At 38.1% G+C, this 24,964-nt stretch carries 23 protein-coding genes and 1 pseudogene; 22 read left to right on the top strand and 2 right to left on the bottom strand.

Features of this window, described 5'->3' with window-relative positions; genetic code table 11:
• The first annotated feature begins 11 nt into the window (after positions 1 to 11).
• From ABE34_RS19220 to ABE34_RS19190, 7 genes and pseudogenes are all read left to right on the top strand, one after another.
• Positions 12 to 227, top strand: coding sequence for a DUF1659 domain-containing protein (locus ABE34_RS19220; RefSeq protein WP_197144059.1), 216 nt, complete (start codon positions 12 to 14; stop codon positions 225 to 227).
• A gap of 12 nt (positions 228 to 239) precedes the next feature.
• Entirely contained in the window at positions 240 to 464 is a 225-nt protein-coding gene (locus ABE34_RS19215; RefSeq protein WP_197144058.1) for a DUF2922 domain-containing protein, read from the top strand.
• Between the two features lie 87 nt (positions 465 to 551).
• Positions 552 to 674: a YvrJ family protein gene (locus ABE34_RS19210; RefSeq protein WP_197144057.1), complete on the top strand. Its 123-nt coding sequence runs from the start codon at positions 552 to 554 to the stop codon at positions 672 to 674.
• A 104-nt stretch (positions 675 to 778) separates the two neighbouring features.
• Complete coding sequence (locus tag ABE34_RS19205) at positions 779 to 1,387, top strand: SCO family protein (protein WP_197144056.1); 609 nt, start codon at positions 779 to 781, stop codon at positions 1,385 to 1,387.
• A 107-nt stretch (positions 1,388 to 1,494) separates the two neighbouring features.
• The gene (locus ABE34_RS19200; protein ID WP_241747098.1) at positions 1,495 to 2,013 is read left to right on the top strand and encodes an RNA polymerase sigma factor; all 519 of its coding nucleotides are present in this window, start codon (positions 1,495 to 1,497) and stop codon (positions 2,011 to 2,013) included.
• Entirely contained in the window at positions 2,006 to 2,908 is a 903-nt protein-coding gene (locus ABE34_RS19195; RefSeq protein WP_197144055.1) for a hypothetical protein, read from the top strand. Before ABE34_RS19200 ends, ABE34_RS19195 begins: the two co-directional genes overlap by 8 nt.
• A gap of 160 nt (positions 2,909 to 3,068) precedes the next feature.
• Positions 3,069 to 3,605, top strand: a pseudogene (locus ABE34_RS19190) (DUF1572 family protein).
• A gap of 19 nt (positions 3,606 to 3,624) precedes the next feature.
• Here ABE34_RS19190 and ABE34_RS19185 read toward each other — a convergent pair.
• A complete protein-coding gene (locus ABE34_RS19185; RefSeq protein ID WP_197144054.1) occupies positions 3,625 to 4,203 on the bottom strand; it encodes a delta-aminolevulinic acid dehydratase in 579 nt (192 codons plus the stop codon).
• A 293-nt stretch (positions 4,204 to 4,496) separates the two neighbouring features.
• Between ABE34_RS19185 and ABE34_RS19180 the strand changes: the two genes are divergently transcribed.
• The 3 genes from ABE34_RS19180 to ABE34_RS19170 all read left to right on the top strand — a co-directional run bounded on the left by ABE34_RS19180 (position 4,497) and on the right by ABE34_RS19170 (position 10,790).
• Positions 4,497 to 6,176 (top strand): methyl-accepting chemotaxis protein, encoded by a 1,680-nt coding sequence (locus tag ABE34_RS19180; RefSeq protein ID WP_197144053.1) that lies wholly within the window; start codon positions 4,497 to 4,499, stop codon positions 6,174 to 6,176.
• A 275-nt stretch (positions 6,177 to 6,451) separates the two neighbouring features.
• Positions 6,452 to 8,413, top strand: coding sequence for a methyl-accepting chemotaxis protein (locus ABE34_RS19175; protein WP_197144052.1), 1,962 nt, complete (start codon positions 6,452 to 6,454; stop codon positions 8,411 to 8,413).
• A gap of 415 nt (positions 8,414 to 8,828) precedes the next feature.
• Entirely contained in the window at positions 8,829 to 10,790 is a 1,962-nt protein-coding gene (locus tag ABE34_RS19170) for a methyl-accepting chemotaxis protein (protein ID WP_197144051.1), read from the top strand.
• A 55-nt stretch (positions 10,791 to 10,845) separates the two neighbouring features.
• On the opposite strand, the gene ABE34_RS19165 is transcribed toward ABE34_RS19170, so the two are convergent.
• Entirely contained in the window at positions 10,846 to 12,240 is a 1,395-nt protein-coding gene (locus ABE34_RS19165; protein WP_197144050.1) for an alanine/glycine:cation symporter family protein, read from the bottom strand.
• A 629-nt stretch (positions 12,241 to 12,869) separates the two neighbouring features.
• Here ABE34_RS19165 and ABE34_RS19160 point away from each other — a divergent pair.
• From ABE34_RS19160 to ABE34_RS19105, 12 genes are all read left to right on the top strand, one after another.
• Positions 12,870 to 13,568: an aspartate/glutamate racemase family protein gene (locus ABE34_RS19160; protein WP_197144049.1), complete on the top strand. Its 699-nt coding sequence runs from the start codon at positions 12,870 to 12,872 to the stop codon at positions 13,566 to 13,568.
• A 1-nt stretch (position 13,569) separates the two neighbouring features.
• Positions 13,570 to 14,607, top strand: a complete 1,038-nt coding sequence (locus ABE34_RS19155) for a P1 family peptidase (protein WP_197144048.1) — start codon at positions 13,570 to 13,572, stop codon at positions 14,605 to 14,607.
• Between the two features lie 596 nt (positions 14,608 to 15,203).
• Positions 15,204 to 15,572, top strand: coding sequence for a hypothetical protein (locus tag ABE34_RS19150; protein WP_197144047.1), 369 nt, complete (start codon positions 15,204 to 15,206; stop codon positions 15,570 to 15,572).
• A 119-nt stretch (positions 15,573 to 15,691) separates the two neighbouring features.
• The gene (locus tag ABE34_RS19145) at positions 15,692 to 16,018 is read left to right on the top strand and encodes a M15 family metallopeptidase (protein ID WP_197144046.1); all 327 of its coding nucleotides are present in this window, start codon (positions 15,692 to 15,694) and stop codon (positions 16,016 to 16,018) included.
• On the top strand, positions 16,015 to 16,809 hold the full coding sequence (locus ABE34_RS19140; RefSeq protein ID WP_197144045.1) for a M55 family metallopeptidase: 795 nt from the start codon (positions 16,015 to 16,017) through the stop codon (positions 16,807 to 16,809). The genes ABE34_RS19145 and ABE34_RS19140 overlap by 4 nt, the downstream gene beginning before the upstream one ends.
• A 23-nt stretch (positions 16,810 to 16,832) precedes the next feature.
• Positions 16,833 to 17,900, top strand: a complete 1,068-nt coding sequence (locus tag ABE34_RS19135) for a dipeptide epimerase (RefSeq protein ID WP_197144044.1) — start codon at positions 16,833 to 16,835, stop codon at positions 17,898 to 17,900.
• A 184-nt stretch (positions 17,901 to 18,084) separates the two neighbouring features.
• The gene (locus tag ABE34_RS19130; RefSeq protein WP_197144164.1) at positions 18,085 to 19,908 is read left to right on the top strand and encodes an ABC transporter substrate-binding protein; all 1,824 of its coding nucleotides are present in this window, start codon (positions 18,085 to 18,087) and stop codon (positions 19,906 to 19,908) included.
• 73 nt (positions 19,909 to 19,981) lie between these two features.
• Positions 19,982 to 21,049 carry an ABC transporter permease gene (locus ABE34_RS19125; RefSeq protein ID WP_346655591.1) on the top strand — a complete coding sequence of 356 codons (1,068 nt, stop codon included), beginning with the start codon at positions 19,982 to 19,984 and terminating at the stop codon, positions 21,047 to 21,049.
• Entirely contained in the window at positions 21,049 to 22,023 is a 975-nt protein-coding gene (locus ABE34_RS19120) for an ABC transporter permease (protein WP_197144043.1), read from the top strand. The genes ABE34_RS19125 and ABE34_RS19120 overlap by 1 nt, the downstream gene beginning before the upstream one ends.
• 14 nt (positions 22,024 to 22,037) lie before the next feature.
• The gene (locus ABE34_RS19115; RefSeq protein ID WP_346655590.1) at positions 22,038 to 23,093 is read left to right on the top strand and encodes an ABC transporter ATP-binding protein; all 1,056 of its coding nucleotides are present in this window, start codon (positions 22,038 to 22,040) and stop codon (positions 23,091 to 23,093) included.
• Positions 23,083 to 24,030, top strand: coding sequence for an ATP-binding cassette domain-containing protein (locus tag ABE34_RS19110; protein WP_197144042.1), 948 nt, complete (start codon positions 23,083 to 23,085; stop codon positions 24,028 to 24,030). Before ABE34_RS19115 ends, ABE34_RS19110 begins: the two co-directional genes overlap by 11 nt.
• The gene (locus ABE34_RS19105) at positions 24,027 to 24,959 is read left to right on the top strand and encodes a S66 peptidase family protein (protein ID WP_197144041.1); all 933 of its coding nucleotides are present in this window, start codon (positions 24,027 to 24,029) and stop codon (positions 24,957 to 24,959) included. The genes ABE34_RS19110 and ABE34_RS19105 overlap by 4 nt, the downstream gene beginning before the upstream one ends.
• The last annotated feature ends 5 nt before the right edge of the window (positions 24,960 to 24,964 follow it).

The following is a 24,964-nucleotide window of genomic DNA, read 5'->3' as shown; positions in this document are numbered from 1 at the left end:
AGGTGACCTCCATGGTAAAAGTCAATTTCGTAGGTGCTACACTGCGTTTAAAGTATGTCGATGGACACGATGCCCAAAACGAGCCTATGTTCACAACAAAAACGTACCGCAATTTGAACAGTTCGCATACGGCAGACGATTTAGTAGCTGTTGCAAAAGCCATTGCAAGTCTATCTTCTCACGCACTAGACAGCATTGTAAAACAAGAAACAACAGATTTATCCTAAGGAGGGAACGCTATGACACAAGTTTTAGAGTTGCAATTTGAAACAGCAGCAGGGAAAACGGCAACATTTGCGATTGATGCACCGAAGCCAAAGGTTACAGCGGAAGAAATTCAAAAGGTTATGCAAACGATCATCGCTAAAAATGTTTTTGAAGGACAAGCCGGCGCTCTGGTTACAATGACTGGGGCTCGCATCGTTGATCGTCAAGTAACAGAATTTGATTTAGAAATCGAATAACTAAGAAATGGTCTTTGCAGCATGTACTGCAAGGACCATTTTCAGCAATATTAGTCTTATTCATCTAGGAGCGAAGGAGGGACTAACATGGAACAATGGTTAAACATGATATCGGATATCGGTTTTCCTATTTTAGTGTCGTTTTATTTACTGCGCCGAGTAGAAGTGAAATTAGATGCCATTCATGATGCGCTTGTTTCGTTAAAGTGAAATCGATTTCACAAAGATGTACGAAAGCTGTCACTTGAGTGTCCTTGTCAATAGTTACATCGTACGATAGGATGAGGATAGTGTAAGTGGGGAGCGTGTTAAAGATGAGAAATAAAATCATTCGGCTTGTTTTGCTTTTTGCATTAGCAACTGTGCTGAGTGCTTGTGGAAATTCAAAGTTTAAAGCAGATTATAGTTTGGAATTACCAGATTTTGAACATGTCAATCAACGCGGAGAAAAAGTTTCTTTAGAGAGTTTAAAAGGGAAACCTTGGATAGGTATGTATATTTTCACGAATTGTACTTCAATTTGTCCACCAATGTCTTTTAATATGACGCAAGTTCAAGAGAAGCTGAAGAAAAAAGGTGTGGAAGATTATAATATTGTTGCGTTTTCAGTTGACCCTGACGTTGATAAACCAGAAGTATTAGCTGATTATTTGAAAAAATATAATGTTCCAGATCAATCAAAATGGAATCTCCTTACTGGTTATTCACAAAAGTATATCGAGCAGTTCGCTGTAAAATCAACAAAAATAATCGTCAGAAATGATCCTAACAGCGACCAAGTCGTCCATGGGAATCAATTTTTCTTAGTTGATAAAGATGGCGTAATCGTAAAAATGTTTTCAGGGTTTGCAGAGAATCCAGAGGATGTCCCTATTGACACGATTGCATCAGATATAGAAACATATATTGATGAAAATTTATAATGGATCGAAGGAAACCGTCTCATTTAATGAAGAGACGGTTTTTTTCGGTTTAAATTTAATCTTTTATACCTGTAGCCTCGTTTATAGTGTAGAAGGAGGGGAAGATTTTGACTGATACAGAATATTTAGAGCAACTAATGGAACTACATACAGCGCATTTATTTCGTATCGCATACTACTATACGAAAGATCTACAAATAGCAGAGGATATCATTCAAGATGTGTTTATTAAATTTTATCATCATCAAAAATATTATGAAGAAAGAGGAGAGATGAGGGCGTACTTAGCACGCATGACCATTAATAAATGTAAGGATTATTTAAAGAGTTGGGCATATCGGAAAATTTCAGTTCAACATAAGCTTTTCTCAAAGCAAAAATCCGTTTTACAAGATACGCTTATTCAACAGGATGAACAAACAATTTTAGATGAAGCCATTTTGAAATTACCATTAAAGCTACGGGAACCTATTGTATATTTTTATTTAGAGGATATGACGATAAAAGAAATTGCTAAGCTACTTGAAATCCCTGAAGGTACAGTTAAATCACGTTTGAAAAAAGGGAAGGAATTATTAAAAATTGATCTTCATGATATTGAATGGGAGGTGCTTCTCCATGGATAAGCATACAATGCATGTATTGAAGGATGTCTCAGCACATAAAGAAGCAATCATTCAAAAGGTTCAACAACAAATTCAGCAAGATTCGTACCCAACAAAACAACTTTGGCCGTATCGTGCACTGGCCGTCATGATGACATGCTCTATCTTACTATTTATTGCATGGCAAGCTTCAAAACCGATCGACCATTTAACGACAGAAATACTTCATGAAGAAGAAAAACAATCATTCACCGATTTATTTCAAACAGAAGTAGAAGGAACAGAGACGACGTTTAGTCAGTATTTTCAAATAGCAGATCAATTACATCACCGCGAAAATATCAAATTTTATGCACCGCTTCAAGGTTTCGAGGCTATGCAAGCAGTAGCGGCTACTATGGGGGATGCTGTCCATCTAATAGACCCTGATAATCTTCCATTTAAATCAAATATAGAGGAGGTCTATGCGGTAACATCCGAGATGCAAGACGGTAGCTTGCAAAAGCAATTTCAATTTAGTTATAAAGAAAAGTCTCACACTGGAGTGGATCGTCAATATATTAATTTTACGGTATCCAATGTGGATCATAATCCTTTAGTATACTATAAATTTACGGATAATCAGGACTTTTCAGAAGAAATCACGAATATAGGTTTGAATTTCATGAATCCTTTATATTTTCGTGCGATGACACCAGATAAAGGTTTCGCGTATATATACTATAATTATGATGCGGCAGGCAAGCGCATTTATCAAATGAGTACAAGAGCCAATGAGTTTTTTACGTATTATAATGGTTATATATATCAAATAGGCTATCAATTAAATGGTGATCAACAGGAAGCACAAGAAAAAATGGTTGCTCTTGCAAGGGAATTTATCCCCCACGTAAATTCAGCGAATGCAAAGAAGTAAGGTGGAAGAAAAACTGCCTGTAAAAGCTCGATTGGTGAAGGCTAGCAATCAGTGGTAATGAAGACCCCCAGAGTAAGTATTGCTTTATTCTTGGCAACAACTTGGCATATCTCATTCAGTCTATATTAAAATAATAGAAATGAGGATGGAGGTTTCAACAATGACGGTAGCGCAAACGTATTTAACTGTTGTCCAAAAAAGATTTAGAAGTGTCAAAGAGCAAGGTGATCAAACACTCTCACAATTAGATAACGAACAACTGCATTGGGCTTTTAACTAAGAATCCAATAGCATTGCCGTTATAGTAAAACACGTTAGCGGAAATATGATATCGAGATGGACTGACTTTCTAACGACAGATGGTGAGAAAGCAACGAGAAATCGTGATGATGAATTTACGGATAGCCTTCAGACAAAAGAAGAGGTTATGAGCGTATGGGAAAAGGGCTGGCGAGTATTTTTAGATGTTTTACAAGGATTAACGGAAGCTGATTTACAAGGGTTTGTAACGATAAGGGGAGAACGGCATTCCGTGATAGATGCGATTGAAAGACAAATGGTCCATTATTCACAGCATGTCGGTCAAATCGTTTACATTGCTAAGCAAGTAAAGGGTTCTGAGTGGCAAACATTAAGTATTCCAAAGGGACAATCTCAGGCTTTTACAGAATCAATGTTAAAAAATCATCAACAATAATAAAAAATCGTAGCATAAGCTACGATTTTTTGCTTCCTTGCCTATATGCAAAATAAAGCTGATACATCGAAGTCTCATCGTCAATAGATTTTGCGATTTCAAAGGCTTCTTGCTGTGTGCACTCATTAGCAATGATTTCATACATAAATCTTATGAGAAACATTAAATTGGCACTACCATCTATGTAATCATCCGGGGCCAAATAGGAGTGGCAACCGCTTTTAAAAAATGCAGTAGCTAGCTGCTTTTCACCTAAAGTACAGCCAGAGGCAATAACTTTCACATCTTTTAATGTACAGTAATTTAAGATCTCTTGTGGACCGAAAAATTTACCCCTTGGTTCATTAAACTCATAAATATCCTCACCTAGCTCTGGCATGCAAAAACGTCCCTCTTCCCCATGGAAGTTTAAAATTAAATAATCTATTCGATCGTCTAAATCTTCCCCTGACAAAACATCAATGAAATCATTTGGTCTTCCAATTAAATGAAGAGTTACTCGTACACCAAATGACTCAAGTACTGAGCGTAATGCAAGCGATTCGATATCACACTCAGAGCCTACTACTAAACTAACGTATAAATCTGGTTTACTCATTTTCTACTATCCCCCTTTATTTTAGTTGTTAACATTTTAATCTAAATATGGTAATGATTCCAACGAACAACGAGAACCCGCAATGTGAAAGCCCGTTCGTAGTATAATTGCTACCGCTATGTTTGCACTACGCTATATTAAATTTACAGAAGTCAAGACATTTGGAGATGTGTTTAAATTTTGTAAAAATTTAGAGTTGGTTTATGAGAAAAGACGCACTTCTTATGGGATAAAAGATATGATTAGGCTATACTCAAGGGAATTAATGTTAATAGTAGAATTGAGGGAGTCGAATGAAATCAACGGTAGAACGAAAACTGCAATTTGCTTTTGGTATAGTGTTAGTATTTCTATTACTTATTACTAGTATTGCCATATACTTTTTAAATGATAATAAACAAACACTTACGGAAATCGAAAAAAATACGGAACTAATGAATTTGTATAATGATATTTCCTTTCAAACAGTTCGTGCAAATGCTGCCATTCGCGGTTATATGTTATATGGTAAAGAAGATATGCTCAACAATCATCAGGAAATACGAAGAACATTACATAAATCTATTCAACGTATTGAAGAACTCGAACATAAAAATACAGACTTTGAACAGTTTTTAAAGCAATTAGAAGCATGGGAAAAGCCTATAGATGAACAAATTGTACCGCTTTTTCAAAGTGGTGAAAAACAGCAAGCTCAGCAGTTGGCATTACCGGTTTTAGGGAAAGGCTCGCTAAAGCTTGTTGAGTTTGGGAAAATGATGGCAACTACTCAGCAGAACGAAATGCAGGCACGTATAGAGGCTACTAAGCAAAAGGGCGACAGAAGTGGCAAAGAGATTGCTATACTAGCAATAGTCTCCTTACTTATAAGCATTATTATTGCGACGATTTTTGGGCGAAGAGTAGCAAAAAATATTCAGCAAACAGTAGTAGAAATGGACAAATTCTCAACTGGCAATCTACAAACCCATCTGCAATTTAAAACAAAAGATGAGTTTGCCCAACTGGCAGCTTCATTCAATTCGATGTCAGAAAAGCTTCAACATACGATGAAGCAAGTTGGTAATTCGGCTGAACAGGTAGCAGCAACATCCGAACAGCTCACAGCGAGTAGTATGGAAGTGACACAGGCAACAGAAGTTGTCTCAGAATCGATTCAAGATATTGCACACGGTATTGAAGAACAGGATACATTGACAGGTGATGTACGAAACTTATCCTCGCATATTTTGAAAAAGATGGATGATATATCAACAAATATTGATCATGTAAACAATGCAACAGTAGAAACTAAAAATATGGCTAGCATAGGTCGTTCCTCTGTTCGTAATGTCATTGAGCAAATGAATGATATTGCGAATAATACAGAAGAGCTAAGTACACGTGTTAAAGACTTAGATGAAAATACAGCAGCAATCGTCTCGGCAGTCAATGTTATTAAAAATATTGCTACCCAAACAAATCTATTGGCGATTAACGCCTCTATAGAAGCGGCGCGCAGTGGTGAGCATGGTAAGGGCTTTGCTGTAGTGGCAGAAGAGGTACGAAAGCTAGCAGATGAATCGAATCTAGCAGCAGTAGATATTGAAAAGGTTGTTTTGCAAATTACTGAAGATACAAGAATTATCGAGGAAGATATGATCAGTAGTAATGATTCAGTAAAGGTTGGTCGTGAAAAAGTAAATGTGGCAAGAGATAATTTCATTCAAATTGACGATGCCATTAATGATGTACAAGCTCAGACCGAATCCGTTACAGCGGCTATTCGAATAATCCATCAAGATATTGAAAAACTTGTAAAAGAAATTGACTACATTAGCGAAGTATCCATGAAATCGAGCAGCAATGTTCAAAGTGTTGCAGCATCCTCTGAGGAACAAAATGCGGCGATGGAAGAAGTAGCGGCTGCCTCTACACATTTGTCAAAAATGGCGATTGACTTACAAGAATCCATTCAGGCATTTAAATACTAACAAATAACCCCTATGAATCATACAGAAAGAATGATTCATAGGGTTCTTTGTTTAGTGGATAAAGGCGTGGAGAGCTCGAATTATGTCGAGAAAATCAAAAAAATGAAAAAATGTTTGAATTTAAGTGTATTTCGTCCGATAAAAACATAAGAAGAAAATTTATTCGGTATGAGAAAGGGAGGCTGTGTGCTGGGGGCATTCTTTGAATCTAAGGAGAACCTCAAAATTGACAATAGACTTTTTAAGAACTCGCAAAGTTAAAAGGAGAGCTGTGCATGAAACGATTATTTGGAAGCTTTAAGGGTAAGCTCTACACGTTATTTGCTCTTATCTTACTAATCCCAGTTATTTCTGTAGGAAGCTTATCGTATCTTTCAGCAAAAAATTCGATAAAAGAAGAAATACTTTTTAGTGCAGATGAAAGTGTTGAAATTTTGAATACGTTAATTGATAGTGCAATTAGCACAAAAATGAATGAAGTCGCTACTTTTAGCGAAGAAATAAATTCTTCTAAGTACGAACAGAAAGAAACTAAAATACTACCAAATTTTCAGGAATATATGAAGTTGAGTCCGGATGTTTTAAGCATTTATGTAGGAACAAATGACGGAACATTTATTCAAGAACCAAAAATAAATGGTGCGGATTATAACCCTTTGGAAAGGGATTGGTATAAAAAGGCTAAGGAATTAAAAGGGGAGACTTTAATTACGGATCCTTACATAGATGCAGGGACTGGAGATATGGTCGTAACAGTTGCTCGTCAGGTGAAAGATCAATCTGGGGTAGTTGCTATCGATTTGAAATTGACAGGCATTCAAAAAGTCGCAGATTCTATAAGTATCGGAAAAGATGGATATCCTTCTATTTTTGGTGATAAAAATTTGGTCATTTCACATCCTACATTAGAAGCCGGTAAGGAATTAAACGAGAGCTTCCTTAATCAAATGTACGACAGCAAATCTGGCACGTATGATTATGTCTTTGACGGTGATGACCGTATTATGTTCTTTACAACGAATGATCTGACAAACTGGAAAATCACAGGAACAATTTTTGTAAAGGAAATTGACGAATCTGCATCACCCATTTTGAAAAAAACGTTTCTCGTATTAATTGCTGCGATTGTCATCAGCTCGATTGTATTCTTTTTTGTCATGAAGGCAATTATAAAACCGATTAGATTACTAAAGGATAGTGCAGTAACCATAAGTAAAGGTGATTTAACAGAGAAAGTGACAATCACTTCTCATGACGAGATTGGACAGCTAGGACAAGCTTTTAACGATATGCAAGACAGTTTAAGAACTCTTATTCAAAAAATTGAACAAAATGCCGAAGAGGTAGCTTCGTCGGCAGAAGAGCTAACAGCCAATGCTACTCAAACGAGTACAGCGACAGAAAAAGTGGCCATTTCAATTCAAGATGTTGCGTCGAGCGCAGACACGCAAACGACGAGTGCCAATAAGAATGCAGAATCGTTACAGGAACTTTCTAAGGCAATTCTTCATATTGCGGAAATCTCTTCTACTGTGACAGATCTTTCACAGCATGCAACGCTACAAGCAGACGAAGGTGGAAAGGCAGTCCGAGATACGAAAGATCAAATGCAATCTATTCATGGATCAGTAACCGATTCAAACACGAAAATTCTATCGCTACATGAACGTTCTCAGCAAATTACGTCCATTTTAGATGTAATTACAAGCATTGCAGACCAAACGAACTTACTTGCTCTAAATGCAGCGATTGAAGCAGCAAGAGCAGGAGAGCACGGAAAAGGCTTTGCAGTTGTTGCTGATGAAGTAAGAAAGCTGGCGGAGCAATCGCAAGAATCTGCCAAGCAAATTTTCGAGCTAATCAATGGTATTCAGTTAGAAACAGAACAATCGGTAAACATCATGGCAAAGGTTACAGAGGATGTTCAAAATGGACTACAAGTATCGGATGAAGCCATCACTAAATTCCAAATGATTAAAACGAGCATGGATAAAATTACTCCTAAAATGGAAGAGGTATCTTCTGCTTCTGAACAGATGTCAGCAAGTGTACAAGAGGTGACTGCTGTTACGGAAGATTTGGCATTTTCAGCAAAAGGAAATGCGGCTGCTTCAGAGGACGTTGCAGCGTCTACTGAGGAACAATTAGCTTCGATGGAAGAAATTAATGCTTCTGCACAAGCGCTTGCGCATATGGCAGATGAGTTAAAACAGCTCATTAGCCAATTTAAATATTAATAGACATACGAAAAATGCCATTTCTCTTTGAGGGGTGGCATTTTTTGTTTATTACTATTGTGTCAATGAGATTAAGGTTCCATTTTAAATAATGTATGGCTTTTCGGTAACACGAATTTGGCGCTTTCTTTACCTGATTTAATAATGGAAGTGTATTTACAGCAACACAGTTTTATTTGTGCGAAAGCGAAGCGACAGCAACAATTATGCCAGGGTAAATCAAAAAAATGAAAAAAGGGGTTTGAAATTAAGTATTTCGTCCGATAAAAGCCTTAGGTGATATTCCATCGTTAAAAGAAGGGAAGCGGCATTCTTTCCAGGCCTAAATCATCGAGAATAGTGTCAGTAAAAGAAACACAAAAATTTACAAAAATACATATCGCAATAATTTTGAAGACTAAAGGAGAACTGTTGCATGAAAAAATTATTTAGCAGCTTTAAGGGTAAGCTCTACACATTATTTGCTCTTATCTTACTAATACCAGTTATTTCTGTAGGAAGCTTATCGTATCTTTCAGCAAAAAATTCGATAAAAGAAGAAATACTTTTTAGTGCAGATGAAAGTGTTAAAATTTTGAATACGTTAATTGATAGTGCTATTAGTACAAAAATAAATGAAGTCGAAACCTTTAGTAAGGAAATAAATTCTTCTAAGTACGAACAGAAGGACACTAAAATACTACCGAATTTTCAAGAATATATGAGGCTGAGCCCGGATGTTTTAAGCATTTACGTTGGAACAAATGACGGAAAAGTATTTGTTGAACCAAAGTCGAATAGCGCTGATTACAATCCTTTGGAAAGAGATTGGTATAAAGATGCTATGGCTTTGAAGGGAGAAACTTTAATAACGAATCCTTATAAAGATGTAGCGACTGGAGAAATGGTCGTAACAATAGCTCGTCAGGTAAAAGATCAATCTGGGGTTGTGGCAATTGATTTAAAATTGACAGACCTTCAAAAAGTTTCGGACTCAATAAAAATAGGAAAAAAAGGATACCCTTCTATTTTTGGTGACAATAACTTGGTCATTTCACATCCTACATTTGAAGCAGGTAAGGAAATAAACGAGAGCTTCCTTAATCAAATGTATGACAGCAAATCTGGCACATATGATTATGTCTTTGACGGTGATGACCGTATTATGTTCTTTACAACGAATGAACTGACAAACTGGAAAGTCACAGGGACAATTTTTGCAAAGGAAATTGACGAATCAGCATCACCTATTTTGGATAAAACGTTTCTCGTATTAATTGCTGCGATTGTAATCAGTTCGATTGTATTCTTTTTTGTTATGAAGGCAATTATCAAACCGATTAAATTACTAAAGGATAGTGCAGTAACCATTAGTAAAGGTGATTTAACAGAGAAAGTGACAGTCACTTCTCATGACGAGATTGGACAGCTAGGACAAGCCTTTAACGATATGCAAGATAGTTTAAGAACTCTTATTCAAAAAATTGAACAAAATGCTGAAGAGGTAGCATCGTCAGCAGAAGAGCTAACAGCCAATGCTAATCAAACGAGCATTGCTACAGAAAAAGTGGCCATTTCGATTCAAGATGTTGCGTCGAGTGCAGACACACAAACGACGAGTGCCTCTAAGAATGCAGAATCGTTACAGGAACTTTCTAAGGCCATTCTTCATATTGCGGAAATCTCTTCAACAGTGACGGATCTTTCACAGCATGCAACGTTACAGGCAGATGAAGGTGGAAAGGCAGTTCGAGATACAAAAGATCAAATGCAATCAATTCATGTATCGGTGACCGATTCCAACACGAAAATTCAATCACTACATGAACGCTCTCAGCAAATTACGTCCATTTTAGATGTAATTACAAGCATTGCGGATCAAACGAACTTACTTGCTCTCAATGCAGCGATTGAGGCAGCAAGAGCAGGGGAGCATGGAAAAGGCTTTGCAGTTGTTGCTGATGAAGTTAAAAAGCTGGCGGAGCAATCTCAGAAATCTGCACAACAAATTTTCGAGCTAATCCATAGCATCCAGTTAGAAACAGAACAATCCGTAAACATCATGGCAAAGGTTACAGAGGATGTTCAAAATGGACTACATGTATCGGATGAAGCCATCTCGAAGTTCCAAGTGATTATGTCAAGTATGGATGCGATTGCTCCTAAAATGGAAGAGGTATCTTCTGCCTCTGAACAGATGTCAGCAAGTGTACAAGAGGTGACTGCAGTTACGGAAGATTTGGCATTCTCAGCAAAAGGAAATGCAGCTGCTTCAGAGGACGTTGCAGCGTCTACTGAGGAACAATTAGCTTCGATGGAAGAGATTAATGCTTCTGCACAAGCGCTTGCGCATATGGCAGACGAGCTAAAACAGCTCATTAGTCAATTTAAATATTAATAGTAAACCTAACAAAAAACGCCATTCCGTTTGAGGAATGGCGTTTTTGTATAGATTACCGATCTTCTTCCCAGCAATCAGTATTTTTCAATTTTGGGATTGATTTTGCATAAAATACAGGGTTTTTGCCTGCATTACGTTGCATTGTAAAGTCGTCTAACACTTGGAAGGCAATTTTACCAAGTAACAAGATGACCGTAATATTGATGATAGCCATTAGTCCCATGAATAGGTCTGCTAAGTTCCAAACAAGCTCTACTTGCGCAAGAGAACCAAACATAACCATAGCAAGAACTAAAATACGGTAGCCAAACATCCAACCTTTATGTGCATTCATAAACTCAATATTAGATTCACCGTAATAGTAATTTCCAACGATCGAACTAAAGGCAAAGAAAATAATAGAAATTGCAATAAAGTAAGGAGCCCATCCACCAACATGTACAGCTAAGGAATTTTGTGTAAGAATAATTCCATTACTTTCACCAGTATTATATAGACCCGCTAAAATAATGATAAACGCTGTTGCAGAACAAATCATAATTGTATCAAAAAATACACCTAAACTTTGCACTAATCCTTGCTTCGCAGGATGTGAGGTATTTGCTGTAGCTGCAGCATTTGGGACACTACCCATACCGGCTTCATTAGAAAATAAGCCACGGCGTACACCTTGCATAATAGCAGCACCAATCGCACCACCAGCAGCTTCCTGAAGACCAAATGCTTCTGTGAAAATCAGTTTGAAAACGGCAGGTATTTCAGTCAGATTCGTTACAATAACAAATAGGGCTACTGCTAAATAGAAAACTGCCATCACGGGTACAAGTACTTGCGTAACTTTTACGATTCTATGTACGCCACCAAAAATAATCATGGCCGTTAACACAACTAGAATAATACCAATGATAGTAGGATTAATATTAAATGCCTCACCTACAGAAGTCGCAATCGTATTCGATTGAACCGCATTAAATATAAAGCCAAAGCTTAACGTTAAAAGAATACCAAAAATAACCCCTAATTTACGTTGACCTAACGCTTTTTCCATATAATAGGCTGGTCCACCACGGAACGTATCGCCATCCTTTACTTTGTACACCTGTGCAAGCGTACTTTCAATAAAGGCAGTCGCCATTCCTAAGATGGCAATAATCCACATCCAAAATACTGCTCCAGGTCCACCTACACCGATTGCTAATGCAACACCTGTAATATTCCCAGTACCTACACGTGAGGCTGCGCTAATCGTAAAGGCTTGGAACGGAGAAACACCTGAATCTCCCTCTCTTTTCTCCACTATTAAACGAAACATTTCAGGGAAAAGTCGAATTTGGACAAATTTTGTGCCAAATGAAAAATACAATCCAGCAGCTATTAACAATGTAATAATGCAATATGTCCATAAAATATTATTAGTATCACCTACAATATTCGTTAACCATTCCATTTGCTTTCCTCCAATCTCAATAAGCTTTAGTCTACACTGTTTTTTTTCAATATATCCACTTTTTGAAAATACAGAATTATATTAATTTTTTGTGCGAAGTAATGTTTTTACAATATTTAATTTATATATTCCTATATGTTGGTTATTGTGGATCATTTTGTCGGAATTTTAACGGGTAACTAGAATGAGATGAAAGAAAAATGCAATTTGTATTACTATCTTTTGTAATGGCTCTTTTTAGTTATGGTTATGTAATTAATCATATTTGAAGGAAGTATTACTTTTTTTGTTTGTTTCCCAGGTTTCCATCTATTGTGTTATTGATGTTGAGTCGTTTAATGGTTTTGTATATTCTCAAATGATTGAGTTTATAGACGCTTGCTACTTATTTAAAAGAAAAGCGGAAGGAATGGAGGTGGAGGATTACTGGTGAAGTTTTTGAAAATTCCTTTAATCTCAGTAGCTTTTTAGTATAATAATAAAATCATTGGTTAATTAACCAGAGTTTGGTATGTCATTTATTGAAACCAAGTCGATTAGAATGAAGACTGACGCCCACGAAAATGGCGCTAGTCGAGCGGAAATCAACATGATTTTATGTGTAATCAGTTATTAAAGGGGGCATTTATATGAAAACTATTGGCATGATTGGTGGTATGAGCTGGGAGTCTTCTGCTGAGTATTATCGTCTAATGAATCAAGAGGTAAAGACACAATTAGGAGGCTTACATTCAGCCAAATGTATTTTGTATAGTGTAGATTTTCAAGAAATTGAGCATTACCAAGCTGAGGGAGATTGGGAGAAGGCTGGACAAGTGCTGGGGGAAGCAGCGCAATCTTTAGAGAGTGCAGGGGCAGATTTTATTATCATTTGTACAAATACAATGCACAAAGTTATAGATGTCGTTGCCGCAAAGATCCAAATACCGATTTTACATATAGCTGATGCGACAGCAAATCAAATAGAAAAAGCTAGTTTACAGAGAGTTGCCCTTCTTGGGACAAAGTACACGATGGAACAAGATTTCTATAAAGCTAGAGTAGAGGGATTTGGCATTGAAGTGATTGTTCCACTTGCTGACGAGCGTGCTGAGGTCAATCGTATCATTTATGAAGAATTATGTTTGGGCCAAATTGAACAAACATCGAAGGAATATTATTTACAGGTGATTGAAAACCTTGTGCAGTCGGGAGCACAAGGAATTATATTAGGCTGTACAGAGATTGGATTACTTATTAAACAGGAAGATCTGGAAGTGCCTGTTTTTGATACAACAATTCTCCATGCAAAGGCTGCTGTAAGTTTGGCGATTCATAAGGAGGAGTAAAATGAAAGTACGAGAAAGGGGAATCGTTATTGGAACAATACCCACTGGTAAGAAAAATTGTATTACCGATGTAGCTGGCGTGCATGTAGGTCATGTAACGCTCGATGAGAAATTGAATCAAGACGGCGCTTATGCCTGTACAGGAGTAACAGCGATTTTACCGCATGGTGGCAATTTATTTCAGCAGAAAGTTACTGCTGCAAGCTATGTAATAAATGGTTTTGGGAAAACGACAGGGCTCGTTCAAGTGAATGAACTAGGGGTTATTGAATCACCAATTATGCTCACGAATACATTTGGCGTTCCGGCTGTAACACAAGGAACGTTACAATTTATGCTAGATTCGAATAATGAAATAGGTCATTCAACAGGAACAATTAATATCGTAGTTGGGGAATGTAACGATAGCTATTTAAACTCAATTCGAGAATGTCCTATCACACCGGAACATGCTGTGGAAGCAATCCGCAACGCATCGAATGAAATAGCAGAGGAAGGGGCAGTTGGTGCAGGAAAAGGAATGATGTGCTTTGGCTATAAAGGTGGGATTGGCTCATCTTCCCGAATTGTGACACATGAGTCAACGAACTATACGGTAGGATGTATGGTCCTTAGTAATTTCGGGCAAAGCTCAGAGTTTCAAGCACATCGATATATTGCTTCGAACGGTCAAAGTGAATCGACATTATCTCCGACAGATGGCTCCATTATCATCGTACTTGCCACGGATGCTCCGCTTAGTAGTCGTCAACTGACACGTGTCATTAAACGCTGTGGTATCGGATTAGGGCGTACAGGGAGTCATTTTTCACATGGTAGCGGAGATATAGTTATTGGCTTTACAACAGCCTATCATATCGCTCATCTATCAGATCAGCTAGTCGAAACACGTACACAACTACGTGAGGATCATCCTATCATGAATCAATTATTTGCAGCTGCTGCAGAAGCAACAGAAGAAGCCATTTTAAATTCATTATCTCAGTCACAGACTACAATTGGTCGAGATGGACATAAAGTTGAAGCCTATCGATTTTAGCTCTATAAATAGGCATGAAACCTCTTTAATTTTAGTGCTCGAAGTAGTAATAAAAATACTATTTACTTGGTCATTAGACCGTTTAGTAATTTCGAAATAATTAGAAGAGTTTACCTCCGTTTTGATTAATATCAAAATGGAGGTTTTTTATAACCAATTACTAAGGCTCATCACAGGTGGATGTCATTTCATATTTATATAAGTTGATCTTCGTTACGACTTGACGCCCCCAGGAAAGAGCCCAGTTGGAACGGAAATCAACCTCAAGATATGGTTGAGAAATCCTTGAAGAGGCATAAATCGGTCATTTTTTATTATTTTTCGGTAATCTTCTACCCTATCCTCGAATAAAATTCCTAAATAGGTGAAACAACATCACCTTTCGACTGCTTGCATCAATGATTTGGCGCATCTTGTTAAAAAAGAAGAGAATAGCTATAACTCTGTAAGATTTCTTTTTTTATCTAGTCAATAAATTTAAGGTATGATACATTCGATTAAACTGAATTATCTAAAAAATTTATCGAAACCTGAAATTGGAGGTGTGAACTATACATGACCCCATCTTTCAACCCATTGAGGTAAATAAAACTTCAATGAGGGAATCGACACCAGCAGTTTGTGAAAATGGTGAGCCAATCATTCAAATTGGAGAAGAACATTCAAGAATTTTTATTAAGCCAATTTACTATCACCAAAAAACACCAAATAGTTTACAAGTTATTTATTTACGTCAAGGTGTATATGACCGATTAATAGAAGCGCTGTTATTATTTCCTGAAAATTTTAGTCTTATCTTATATGACGGCTATCGTCCGTTCCAAGTGCAGCAATTATTGTTTTCGAATTTTTCAAAGCAAATAGCACAGCGTTTTCCCCATTTTACTGAGCAAGAGGTTGTAAAAGAAACGCGAAAGTATGTTGCGTTTCCTAGCATGGAGCATGCTCATAATGTCCCCCATTAACTTCTTTCAGCGGGTTTCAAACCACCCGCTGAAAGAGGTTAAAGCCTCCGGCGGATGTCACAGAATCGGCTTTGTGCAAGCACAAAGCCGATTCCGGACACAATTATGCCAAGCCATAATTGATTAATGGAGCGATTGATCTGACACTAGGAGATTTAGAGGGGAATGCTTTAAATTTAGGCTCTGCATTTGATGAAATCAGTAAGAAGTCTGTAACACGCTATTTTGATCAACATCCAAAGGAAGATTGGGAAGCATGTGTTCATCGACGTCTTCTGTATAACTGTATGACAATGGTTTGGTTTACGAATTATTCAGAGGAATGGTGGCACTACGATCTTAACAATGCATCATGGGCAAGGCGTGTAGGTGCACAAGAAGCTAGTTATGGAGCTGTGGAAGCAATGATCCAAGACAATAAAGTAAAGGAGTTTCGATTTCTATGAAGGTCTATATTAGTGCAGATATTGAAGGGATTACTGGCACAACAGCTTGGAGTGAGACGGAGCTAAACGCGCCAGATTATCAGTTTTTCCAAAAGCAAATGACAAAGGAAGTAGAAGCGGCTATAGAGGGGGCTATTCGTGGTGGAGCAACCGAAATTTTACTAAAGGATGCCCATGATTCAGCACGTAATCTTGATATTTCTAATTTACCAGTAAACTGCAAGGTTATTCGAGGGTGGACGTATGACCCGATGTGTATGGTCGCGGGACTTGATAAGAGTTTTGATCGCGCGATTTTTATTGGTTATCACAGTAAAGGGGGAAGTGCGCGTAATCCTTTGGCACATACGCTTTGTGTTTTTGCGGATGTGAAGATTAATGGGGAGTATGCGAGTGAATTTTTAATTAATACGTACGCGGCTGCTTTACATGGTGTTCCTGTTGCATTTGTTAGTGGAGATGTGGGGTTAACAGAGGAAATTCAATCAATCAATGATCATATCCTCACATTTGCTACAAAAGAAGGGATTGGAAATGCGACGATTAGTGTCAGCCCACAGCTGACGATTAATGAAACGAAACGACTTGTTGAAGACTCAATGAAAGTTCCTCGGGAAGATTTGCATGTTCCATTACCGGAGCGCTTTGTAGTGGAAATCATTTACCGTGATCATACGCGTGCATATCGAAACTCGTTCTATCCGAATGCTACGTTTAAACCACATAATACAGTAGAATTCGTAACGGATAATTTTTATGAGGTGCTTCGAATATTACAATTCTTAACATAAGCAACGTAAAGGTAGGTGAATGGATGAAAATAAAAAATATTATCGTAGGGAAAGTAGAAGCACCGCTTATAACACCGTTTAAAACAGCTTTAAGAACAGTGCATAGCATTCACAATATTGCTGTCTATGTTCACACTGATGATGGGCAAATAGGTATCGGAGAGGCGGCACCGACCGCAGCTATTACTGGTGAAACACTAGGGTCCATTTCGCACGCTATAGAAGAGTATATCAAGCCAGCCATTATCGGGATGGATATTGAAGAATTGACAGCAATCATGGAGCGAATCGACAGCAGTATTTATCAAAACAACAGTGCGAAAGCCGCCGTAGATATGGCGGTTTATGATTTATTGGCGAAACACTATCAAGCACCTCTGTATAAATTACTAGGGGGCTATCGGAAAGAATTAATTACAGACATTACGATAAGTGTAAATGATTCTGAAGAAATGGTGAAGGATAGCATGGCCGCTGTTCAGCGAGGTTTTCAAATTTTAAAAATCAAGGTAGGGAAAGATCCAGCAGGTGATGTAGAGCGAGTTATTGCTATTCGTGATGCAGTTGGACACGCCATCACATTACGGGTGGATGCGAATCAGGGCTGGACACCGAAGCAGGCTGTACAAATTATTGGCGCACTTGAAGATGCAGGGACGAATGTTGAATTGGTTGAGCAGCCTGTTCATTGCCATGATCTAGTAGGAATGCAATTCGTGACGGCTAATACAATGACAAATATTTTGGCGGATGAAAGTGTTTTTTCTGCAAAAGATGCCTATACAATTATTGAAAAGCGGGCTGCGGACTTGATTAATATTAAGCTCATGAAAACAGGAGGCATTTATCAAGCACAGAAAATTTGCCACATTGCGGAGGCAAACGACATACAATGCATGATTGGCTGTATGTTAGAGACAAAAATTAGCGTAAGTGCTGCTGCACATTTTGCCGCATCACAGAAAAATATCACGATGGTAGATTTAGATGGACCGAGTTTGTGTGTGAAAGATCCTATTGCTGGGGGTCCAAAATTTGAAAATGATAGAATTAAGATGACAGATGCGGTTGGGGTAGGATTTTCAGTGTAGCTTCATCGGTTGGAGTGTTTCATCCTCCACTGATGAACAAAACGGGCTTTTACGGGTAGTTAACCTCCCCGCTTATAAATCTTGAAGTGGGAGTCTTGTACTTGACGCTTTCGCTGAAGGTCCATATTAATCTCTACTCTACCCGTTTATGCGAGATAAATAGATTACTAGGGGGATGCTTATGATGAAAAGGTATTGGTTGCTTCTTGCGAGTCTTGTCGTTATGCTTTGTGCAGCCTGTAGTGACGATTCTTCAAGTGAAAAAAAATCAGAGTATCGGGTTGTTTATTCGGGGGAAATAAAAACGCTAAATTACTTAAAGACTTCTGAAACGAATGAGTTTGCTGTAGCAGCGAACTTAGTGGATGGATTAATTGAGTATGATAAGTATGGTGTTGTGCAACCGGGCTTAGCGAAAGAATGGTCATCAAATGAAGATGCTACTGTTTGGACGTTCAAGCTTCGTGACGATGCAAAATGGGTTACACATGACGGTAAAGAGTATGCGGATGTTGTGGCTCAAGATTTCGTTGATGGCTTACATTATGTACTTGATGCAAAAAATGAATCATCGACAGCTTGGATTGCGACGGTCGTAAAAAATGGGGAAGCCTTCTATAACGGTGATATGACTGACTTTACGAAGGTAGGCATTAAGGCGGTAGATAAACAGACAGTGGAATATACTTTAGAAACGCCTACACCTTATTTCCTATCTATGTTGAACTACGTCTGCTTCTTCCCAGTTAACGGGAAGTTTATAGAAGAAAAAGGTGATAGTTTTGGTACAACTCGTGAAAATTTCCTTTATAACGGATCGTTTATTTTAGATAAATTTGAACCTCAAAATGAGCGAGTACTTGTGAAAAATGATAAGTATTGGGATAAAGACAATGTACTGATTGATCGTATTCGCTATAAATACAATAAAGAAGCGGCTACAGTGGCACCAGAATTATTTTTACGAGGAGAAATCGATTCAGCGAGTATTCCAACTTCTATCATTGATGAGTGGTTTAAAGACGAAAAGAAAAAATCACAAATCCGTCAAACACAAAACAACTTCTATACGTACTTCTTTGCATTAAACTTTAATCCGCAGTTTGATGCAGAATACGAGCCTGAAAATTGGAAGAAAGCGGTCAATTATAAAGATTTCCGAAAATCATTGTTCCATGCGCTTGACCGTGAATCTGCGATGCTTACGTTAGAACCTTATAATCCAAGAGATTTACTGAGCAACACAATTACGCCTAAAAACTTTGTCAACGTAGAGGGAGTTGACTATACACAATTAAAACCATTAGCTAATCTAACGAATACAGACTCCTTTAATAAGGAAAAAGCAATAGAGTACAAGGAAAAAGCGATAAAAGCGCTAGAAGGGAAAGTAACTTTCCCAGTAAAAGTGTTAATGCCTTATAACTCCGGTAGTCCAGATTGGGCAAATCGTTCACAAGTCGTTGAGCAGCAAATTGAAAAATTATTAGGTACTGATTATGTAGACGTTATTGTAGAGGCCGGTCCATCAACAGGCTTTTTAGCAGAGGTTCGTAAACCTGGTAAATTTGCATTCCTTGAAGCAAACTGGGGTCCAGACTATGCTGATCCATCAACGTATACGGATCCATTCACTGCAGACGGTACTTATAATAAACCAGAGCTAGCTGAAGGCTATACAGAAGCAAACGGAAAAACAAAATATCAAAACTTAGTAGACGAAGCAAAAGCGACGATCGATCCAGCAAAACGTTACGAGCTGTTTGCGAAAGCGGAAGCGTTCTTAATTGATGAGGCATTTGTCATTCCTTATTCAGTAGGAGGCAGTGGCTATGTTGCTTCTAAATTAAATCCATTTGAGGCTCAATACTCCCCATTTGGTGTGACTGCCGAGAAATTTAAAGGTCAGCGAGTTTTAGAAAAACCAATGAGTAACGAGGAGTTTAAAGAAGCTTTAGCGAAGTGGGAACAAGAACGTGCGGAAGCGTTAGCTAATGTAGTGAAATAATTGAAAATTCGTTCAATTAAACCGTATCCCGATAATTGTTAGTTGAATCAATCGATCATTAGGGTAGTTAAGGTTGAAAAAACATGATGGCTCCATTCAAGATAAATATTCAAAAGTTGTGAGTATTAATGAAGGAGATACCGAAATAGAAAAGTCGGGATCTCCTTTAGTCTTTCTGAAAAAGGAGGATGAAGTGATGCTGGGGTATATAGGTAAACGTTTATTACAATCAGTTTTAACACTGTTTATTATTATTACGATTGTTTTTTCATTACTACGTTTAATGCCTGAAGAAGGTTATTTAGGTGCAGCAGCGGATAAAATGTCACCTGCTCAACAAGAGATCTATTTAACGAATTTAGGTTTACGGGATCCATTACTTGTACAATTGGGGAACTTTTACACGAATCTGTTTCAAGGTGATTTAGGTAAATCCGTTACATATCGAACAGATGTACCGGTCGTCAAGATTATTGCAGATAAGATTATGTATTCTTTGCTATTCGGTTTAGGTGCGGTTGCACTATCTCTATTAGTAGGGGTTCCGCTCGGAATATTGATGGCCCAGATGAAGGGACGCTGGCTGGACCGTTTGGGAACTGGCTATATTGTCATTGTTGTAGCGGTGCCGGCAGCCGTTTATTATTTAGTCATTCAAATGTATATTACAGAAATTTTACATTTGCCAATGCTTTTTGATGAGTATCAGCCCATTACTTGGATATTACCACTTACTTCAATGGCACTAGCGCCGACTGCTTCCTATGCGATGTGGATGCGACGTTATATGGTGGATGAACTAAACAAGGATTATATCAAGCTAGCAAAGGCAAAAGGTGTTAAAGAACGTACATTAATGTTTAAACATGTACTACGAAATGCCTTTATTCCGATGGCACAATATTTACCTGCAACCATCCTCTTTACGATTACAGGCTCTATCTATATTGAATCCTTATATTCCATTCCTGGGATGGGGGGCTTACTCGTAGATGCTATACAACGACAAGATAATACGGTTGTACAAGGCTTAGTGCTCGTGTTCTCGTCACTTGGAATTATCGGACTCATTTTAGGGGATATTGCAATGGCCCTTGTTGATCCGCGGATTAAATTAGGGAAAGGGGAGAGTGTACGTTAATGGGGATGTATTCAGAAGAAATAAACAATATTTCAAACAAATCACGTGAAACATTGTTCGAATTTGCGGAAGTAGATGAGCGTCAAGCTGAAGAAACAGCCTACTCTAATTATTCCTATTGGCGTTCAACTTGGAAATCCTTTTTGAAAAATCGCATCGCTGTTTTTTTATTAGTTGGCGTGCTTATTATCGTAACCTTTACTATTTTACAGCCGTATTTACCAGCGCAAAAATCACCGACTGAAATATATCTTGATGAGCAAACAGGTCTCCAAGCACGTAATATTGCGCCAGGCGCTGAATTTTGGTTTGGCACAAACTCCATTGGGCAGGATTTATGGTCACGTATTTGGGCAGGGACAAGGACCTCGCTATTTATTGGCTGTGTCGTTGCATTAGTAGAAGCTATCGTAGGCATTACGATCGGTACGCTTTGGGGCTTTTCGCGTAAATTAGAGCTACCTATCACGCAGCTTTACAACGTCGTTGATAATATACCGACGACGATCGTACTTATTTTAATGTCCTATATTTTGCGACCGAGTATTTCAACCATTATTATTGCTATGTGTATTACTGGCTGGGTAGAAATGGCGAGGTTTATACGCAATCAAATTGTTATTTTACGAGATCGTGAATATAATTTAGCCTCAAAATGTTTAGGAACACCTGATTACAGAATTATAGTAAAAAATCTATTACCCTATCTCATTTCTGTCATTATGCTACGAATGAGTTTAGCTATACCATTTGCAATAGGCTCGGAAGTTTTTTTAACATACATCGGATTAGGGCTACCGATTAGCGAGCCGTCTTTAGGAAACTTAATCAATGAAGGCCGAGTGCTCATGATGTCTCCAGAATTAAGATATCAGCTCATTTTCCCAAGTATTGTATTAAGTATCATTACGATAGCATTTTATATTATAGGGAATTCATTTGCTGATGCAGCAGATCCGAAAAATCACGTATAAAGGGGCTGATGGAAGTGACACAAACGAAATCACCTATTTTAACCATTCAAAACCTTGTCATTAAATTTACACTTCGTGGTAGAGTGCTAACGGCTATTCGCAATATTTCCCTTGATTTATACAAAGGTGAAAGCCTTGCAATCGTAGGCGAATCAGGTTCTGGAAAATCCGTTCTCATGAAATCAATTATGGGCTTGCTCGATAAAAATGGTCACATTGATCAGGGGCAAATCCTCTACAATGATCAGGATTTAGCACAGTTTAGAACCGAGCGAGAGTGGCTTAGCATTCGTGGAAAAGAAGTGGCAATGGTGACACAAGATCCAATGACATCATTAAATCCGCTGAAAACAATTGGCAAGCAAATCGAGGAATGTGTTCATTTACATCAAAGCTTAAAGGGGAAAGCCGCATATGAAGAAACTTTAAAATTGTTAAAAGATGTAGGCATTCACGATGTGGAAAAGCGCTATAAGCAATTTCCTCACGAATTTTCCGGTGGAATGCGTCAACGAATTGTGATAGCGATTGCTCTAGCATGTAAACCCAAAATATTAATTTGTGATGAACCAACAACTGCATTAGATGTAACAATCCAAGCACAAATTTTACAGCTGCTAAAAAATCTCCAACAAAAATATGGACTAACAACCGTTTATATAACCCATGATTTAGGCGTTGTCGCGAAGGTTGCCGACCGTATTGCAGTGATGTACGCGGGCGATATTATCGAGGTGGGCAAGACACGTGAAATTTTCTTTAATGGCAAGCATCCTTATACTTGGGCGCTTATTTCTTCATTGCCGCAACTAGGCTCAAAAGGGCATCAGCTTTATTCCATCAAAGGTACTCCACCGAATCTTTTTCAAGAAATTAAAGGAGATGCCTTTGCACCTCGCAATCAATATGCGTTAAAGATTGATTTTGTGGAACGTCCTCCATTTTTTCAGGTGAGTGACACACATTTTGCACGTACATGGCTATTGGATCCACTTGCTCCGAAAGTAGAGCCACCTGAAGCATTACAAGCCTTTTTCGCAGAAGGGAGACGATACGCCCATGAGTCATAAAGAAGTGTTAGTTGAGGTGAAAAATTTAAAAGTCGTTTTCGGTAAAGGTAAACATAAATTTAAAGCTATTGATGATGTCAGCTTTGATATTTTTAAAGGTGAAACGTTCGGTTTAGTAGGTGAATCGGGCTCTGGAAAAACAACAATCGGCCGAGCTATTATGCGCATCAATGAAGTCACTGAAGGACAAATACTGTATCACGGTAAGAAACTAAATGGCAAAATATCAAAAGCGTGGGATCGAGAAATTACACAGAAAATCCAAATGATTTTTCAAGATCCTATGGCATCGCTAAATGAACGAGCAAAAGTAGACTATATTATTTCCGAGGGACTTATTAATACAAAAAATGTCAAAAATGAAGCCGATCGTCAACAGAAGGTACGCAATGCATTATTAAATGTTGGATTATTACCGGAGTTTTCTAGTCGTTTCCCACATGAATTTTCAGGAGGGCAGCGTCAGCGTATCGGGATTGCACGTGCACTAGTAATGGAGCCAGAGTTTATTATAGCAGACGAACCAATTTCAGCATTAGATGTATCTATTCGTGCACAAGTATTAAATTTACTAGCAAACTTGCAACAGCAAAATGATTTAACTTATTTATTCATTGCCCATGACTTGTCGGTAGTCCGTTTTATTACAGATCGAACGGCTGTAATTTATAAAGGGAAAGTTGTTGAGCTAACTGAGACAGAAAAGCTGTTTTCTAATCCAATTCATCCGTATACAAGGGCGTTATTATCGGCAGTACCTGAGCCAAATCCTTATAAGGAACGTGATAAAGTCGTAGAAATCTATGATCCGTCACAGCACAACTATAACATTCAGCCGCCGACATTTTTCGAAATAGAGGAAGGTCATTTTGTATTGGCCAATGAAGAAGAATTGGAAAGATACCGAACTTCACTAACAATGGAGGTAAGCAAATGATTTGTCCAAAGGCATTGAAAAAAGGTGACACTATTGGGTTGATAAGTGCTTCAGGTGCAACCCTACCAGAAAAATTTCTCCCGGCAGTTAAAAGTATTGAAAAACTAGGTTTTAAGGTAATTGCTGGGGAAACGTGTCGAGCTAGACATGGCTACTTAGCAGGCTCTAATGAACTAAGAGCCTCTGAAGTTAATCAAATGTTTAGAGACCCTAATATTGACGGCATCTTCTGCATACGTGGAGGTTACGGGGCGACGAAAATTTTACCGCTACTGGATTTCGATATGATCAAGGCAAATCCAAAAGTATTTGCTGGCTATAGCGATGTGACAGCATTACATATCGCTTTTAATCAAATATGTGGCTTTGTCACGTATCATACACCAATGCCCTCTACAGAATTTATTCGGCCAGAGATGGATCCATATACATGGAATTCCTTTATCGAAAGTGTGACAGCAACAGAACGAACGGACTACTGTCTTGAAAATCCACCTGGATGTACAATGACAACGCTTGTAGCTGGAAAAGCGACAGGACAGCTTATTGGTGGGAACTTAACATTAGTTACCGCATCTCTTGGAACACCTTATGAAATTGATACAAAGGGCAAAATCTTATTTTTAGAGGATGTAGACGAGAGTCAGCAACGTGTTGATCGGATGCTTACGCAGCTAAAATTAGCAGGCAAACTAGATGAGGTGGCAGGTATCTTACTAGGAGCTTGGACAAATTGTGGTCCTGAAAATCCAAAACATCCTGAGCATAGCCTATCCCTACAAACAATTTTTCAAGAAATTTTAGGTCCGTTCCATAAACCTATCATTAAGGATATCACTTGTGGTCACATCTTACCGACGATGTCGCTGCCACTAGGTCGTACGATCACGATGGATACGGAGAATCAGATGATAAAAGTGATAGAGTAGGTGAA

This window comes from Lysinibacillus sphaericus (assembly GCF_015844675.1).
In the GTDB taxonomy this organism is placed as follows: Bacteria; Bacillota; Bacilli; order Bacillales_A; family Planococcaceae; genus Lysinibacillus; species Lysinibacillus sphaericus_E.
The sequence above is the reverse complement of the archived record's forward strand: the minus strand, read 5'-3'. Positions and strand labels throughout refer to the sequence as shown.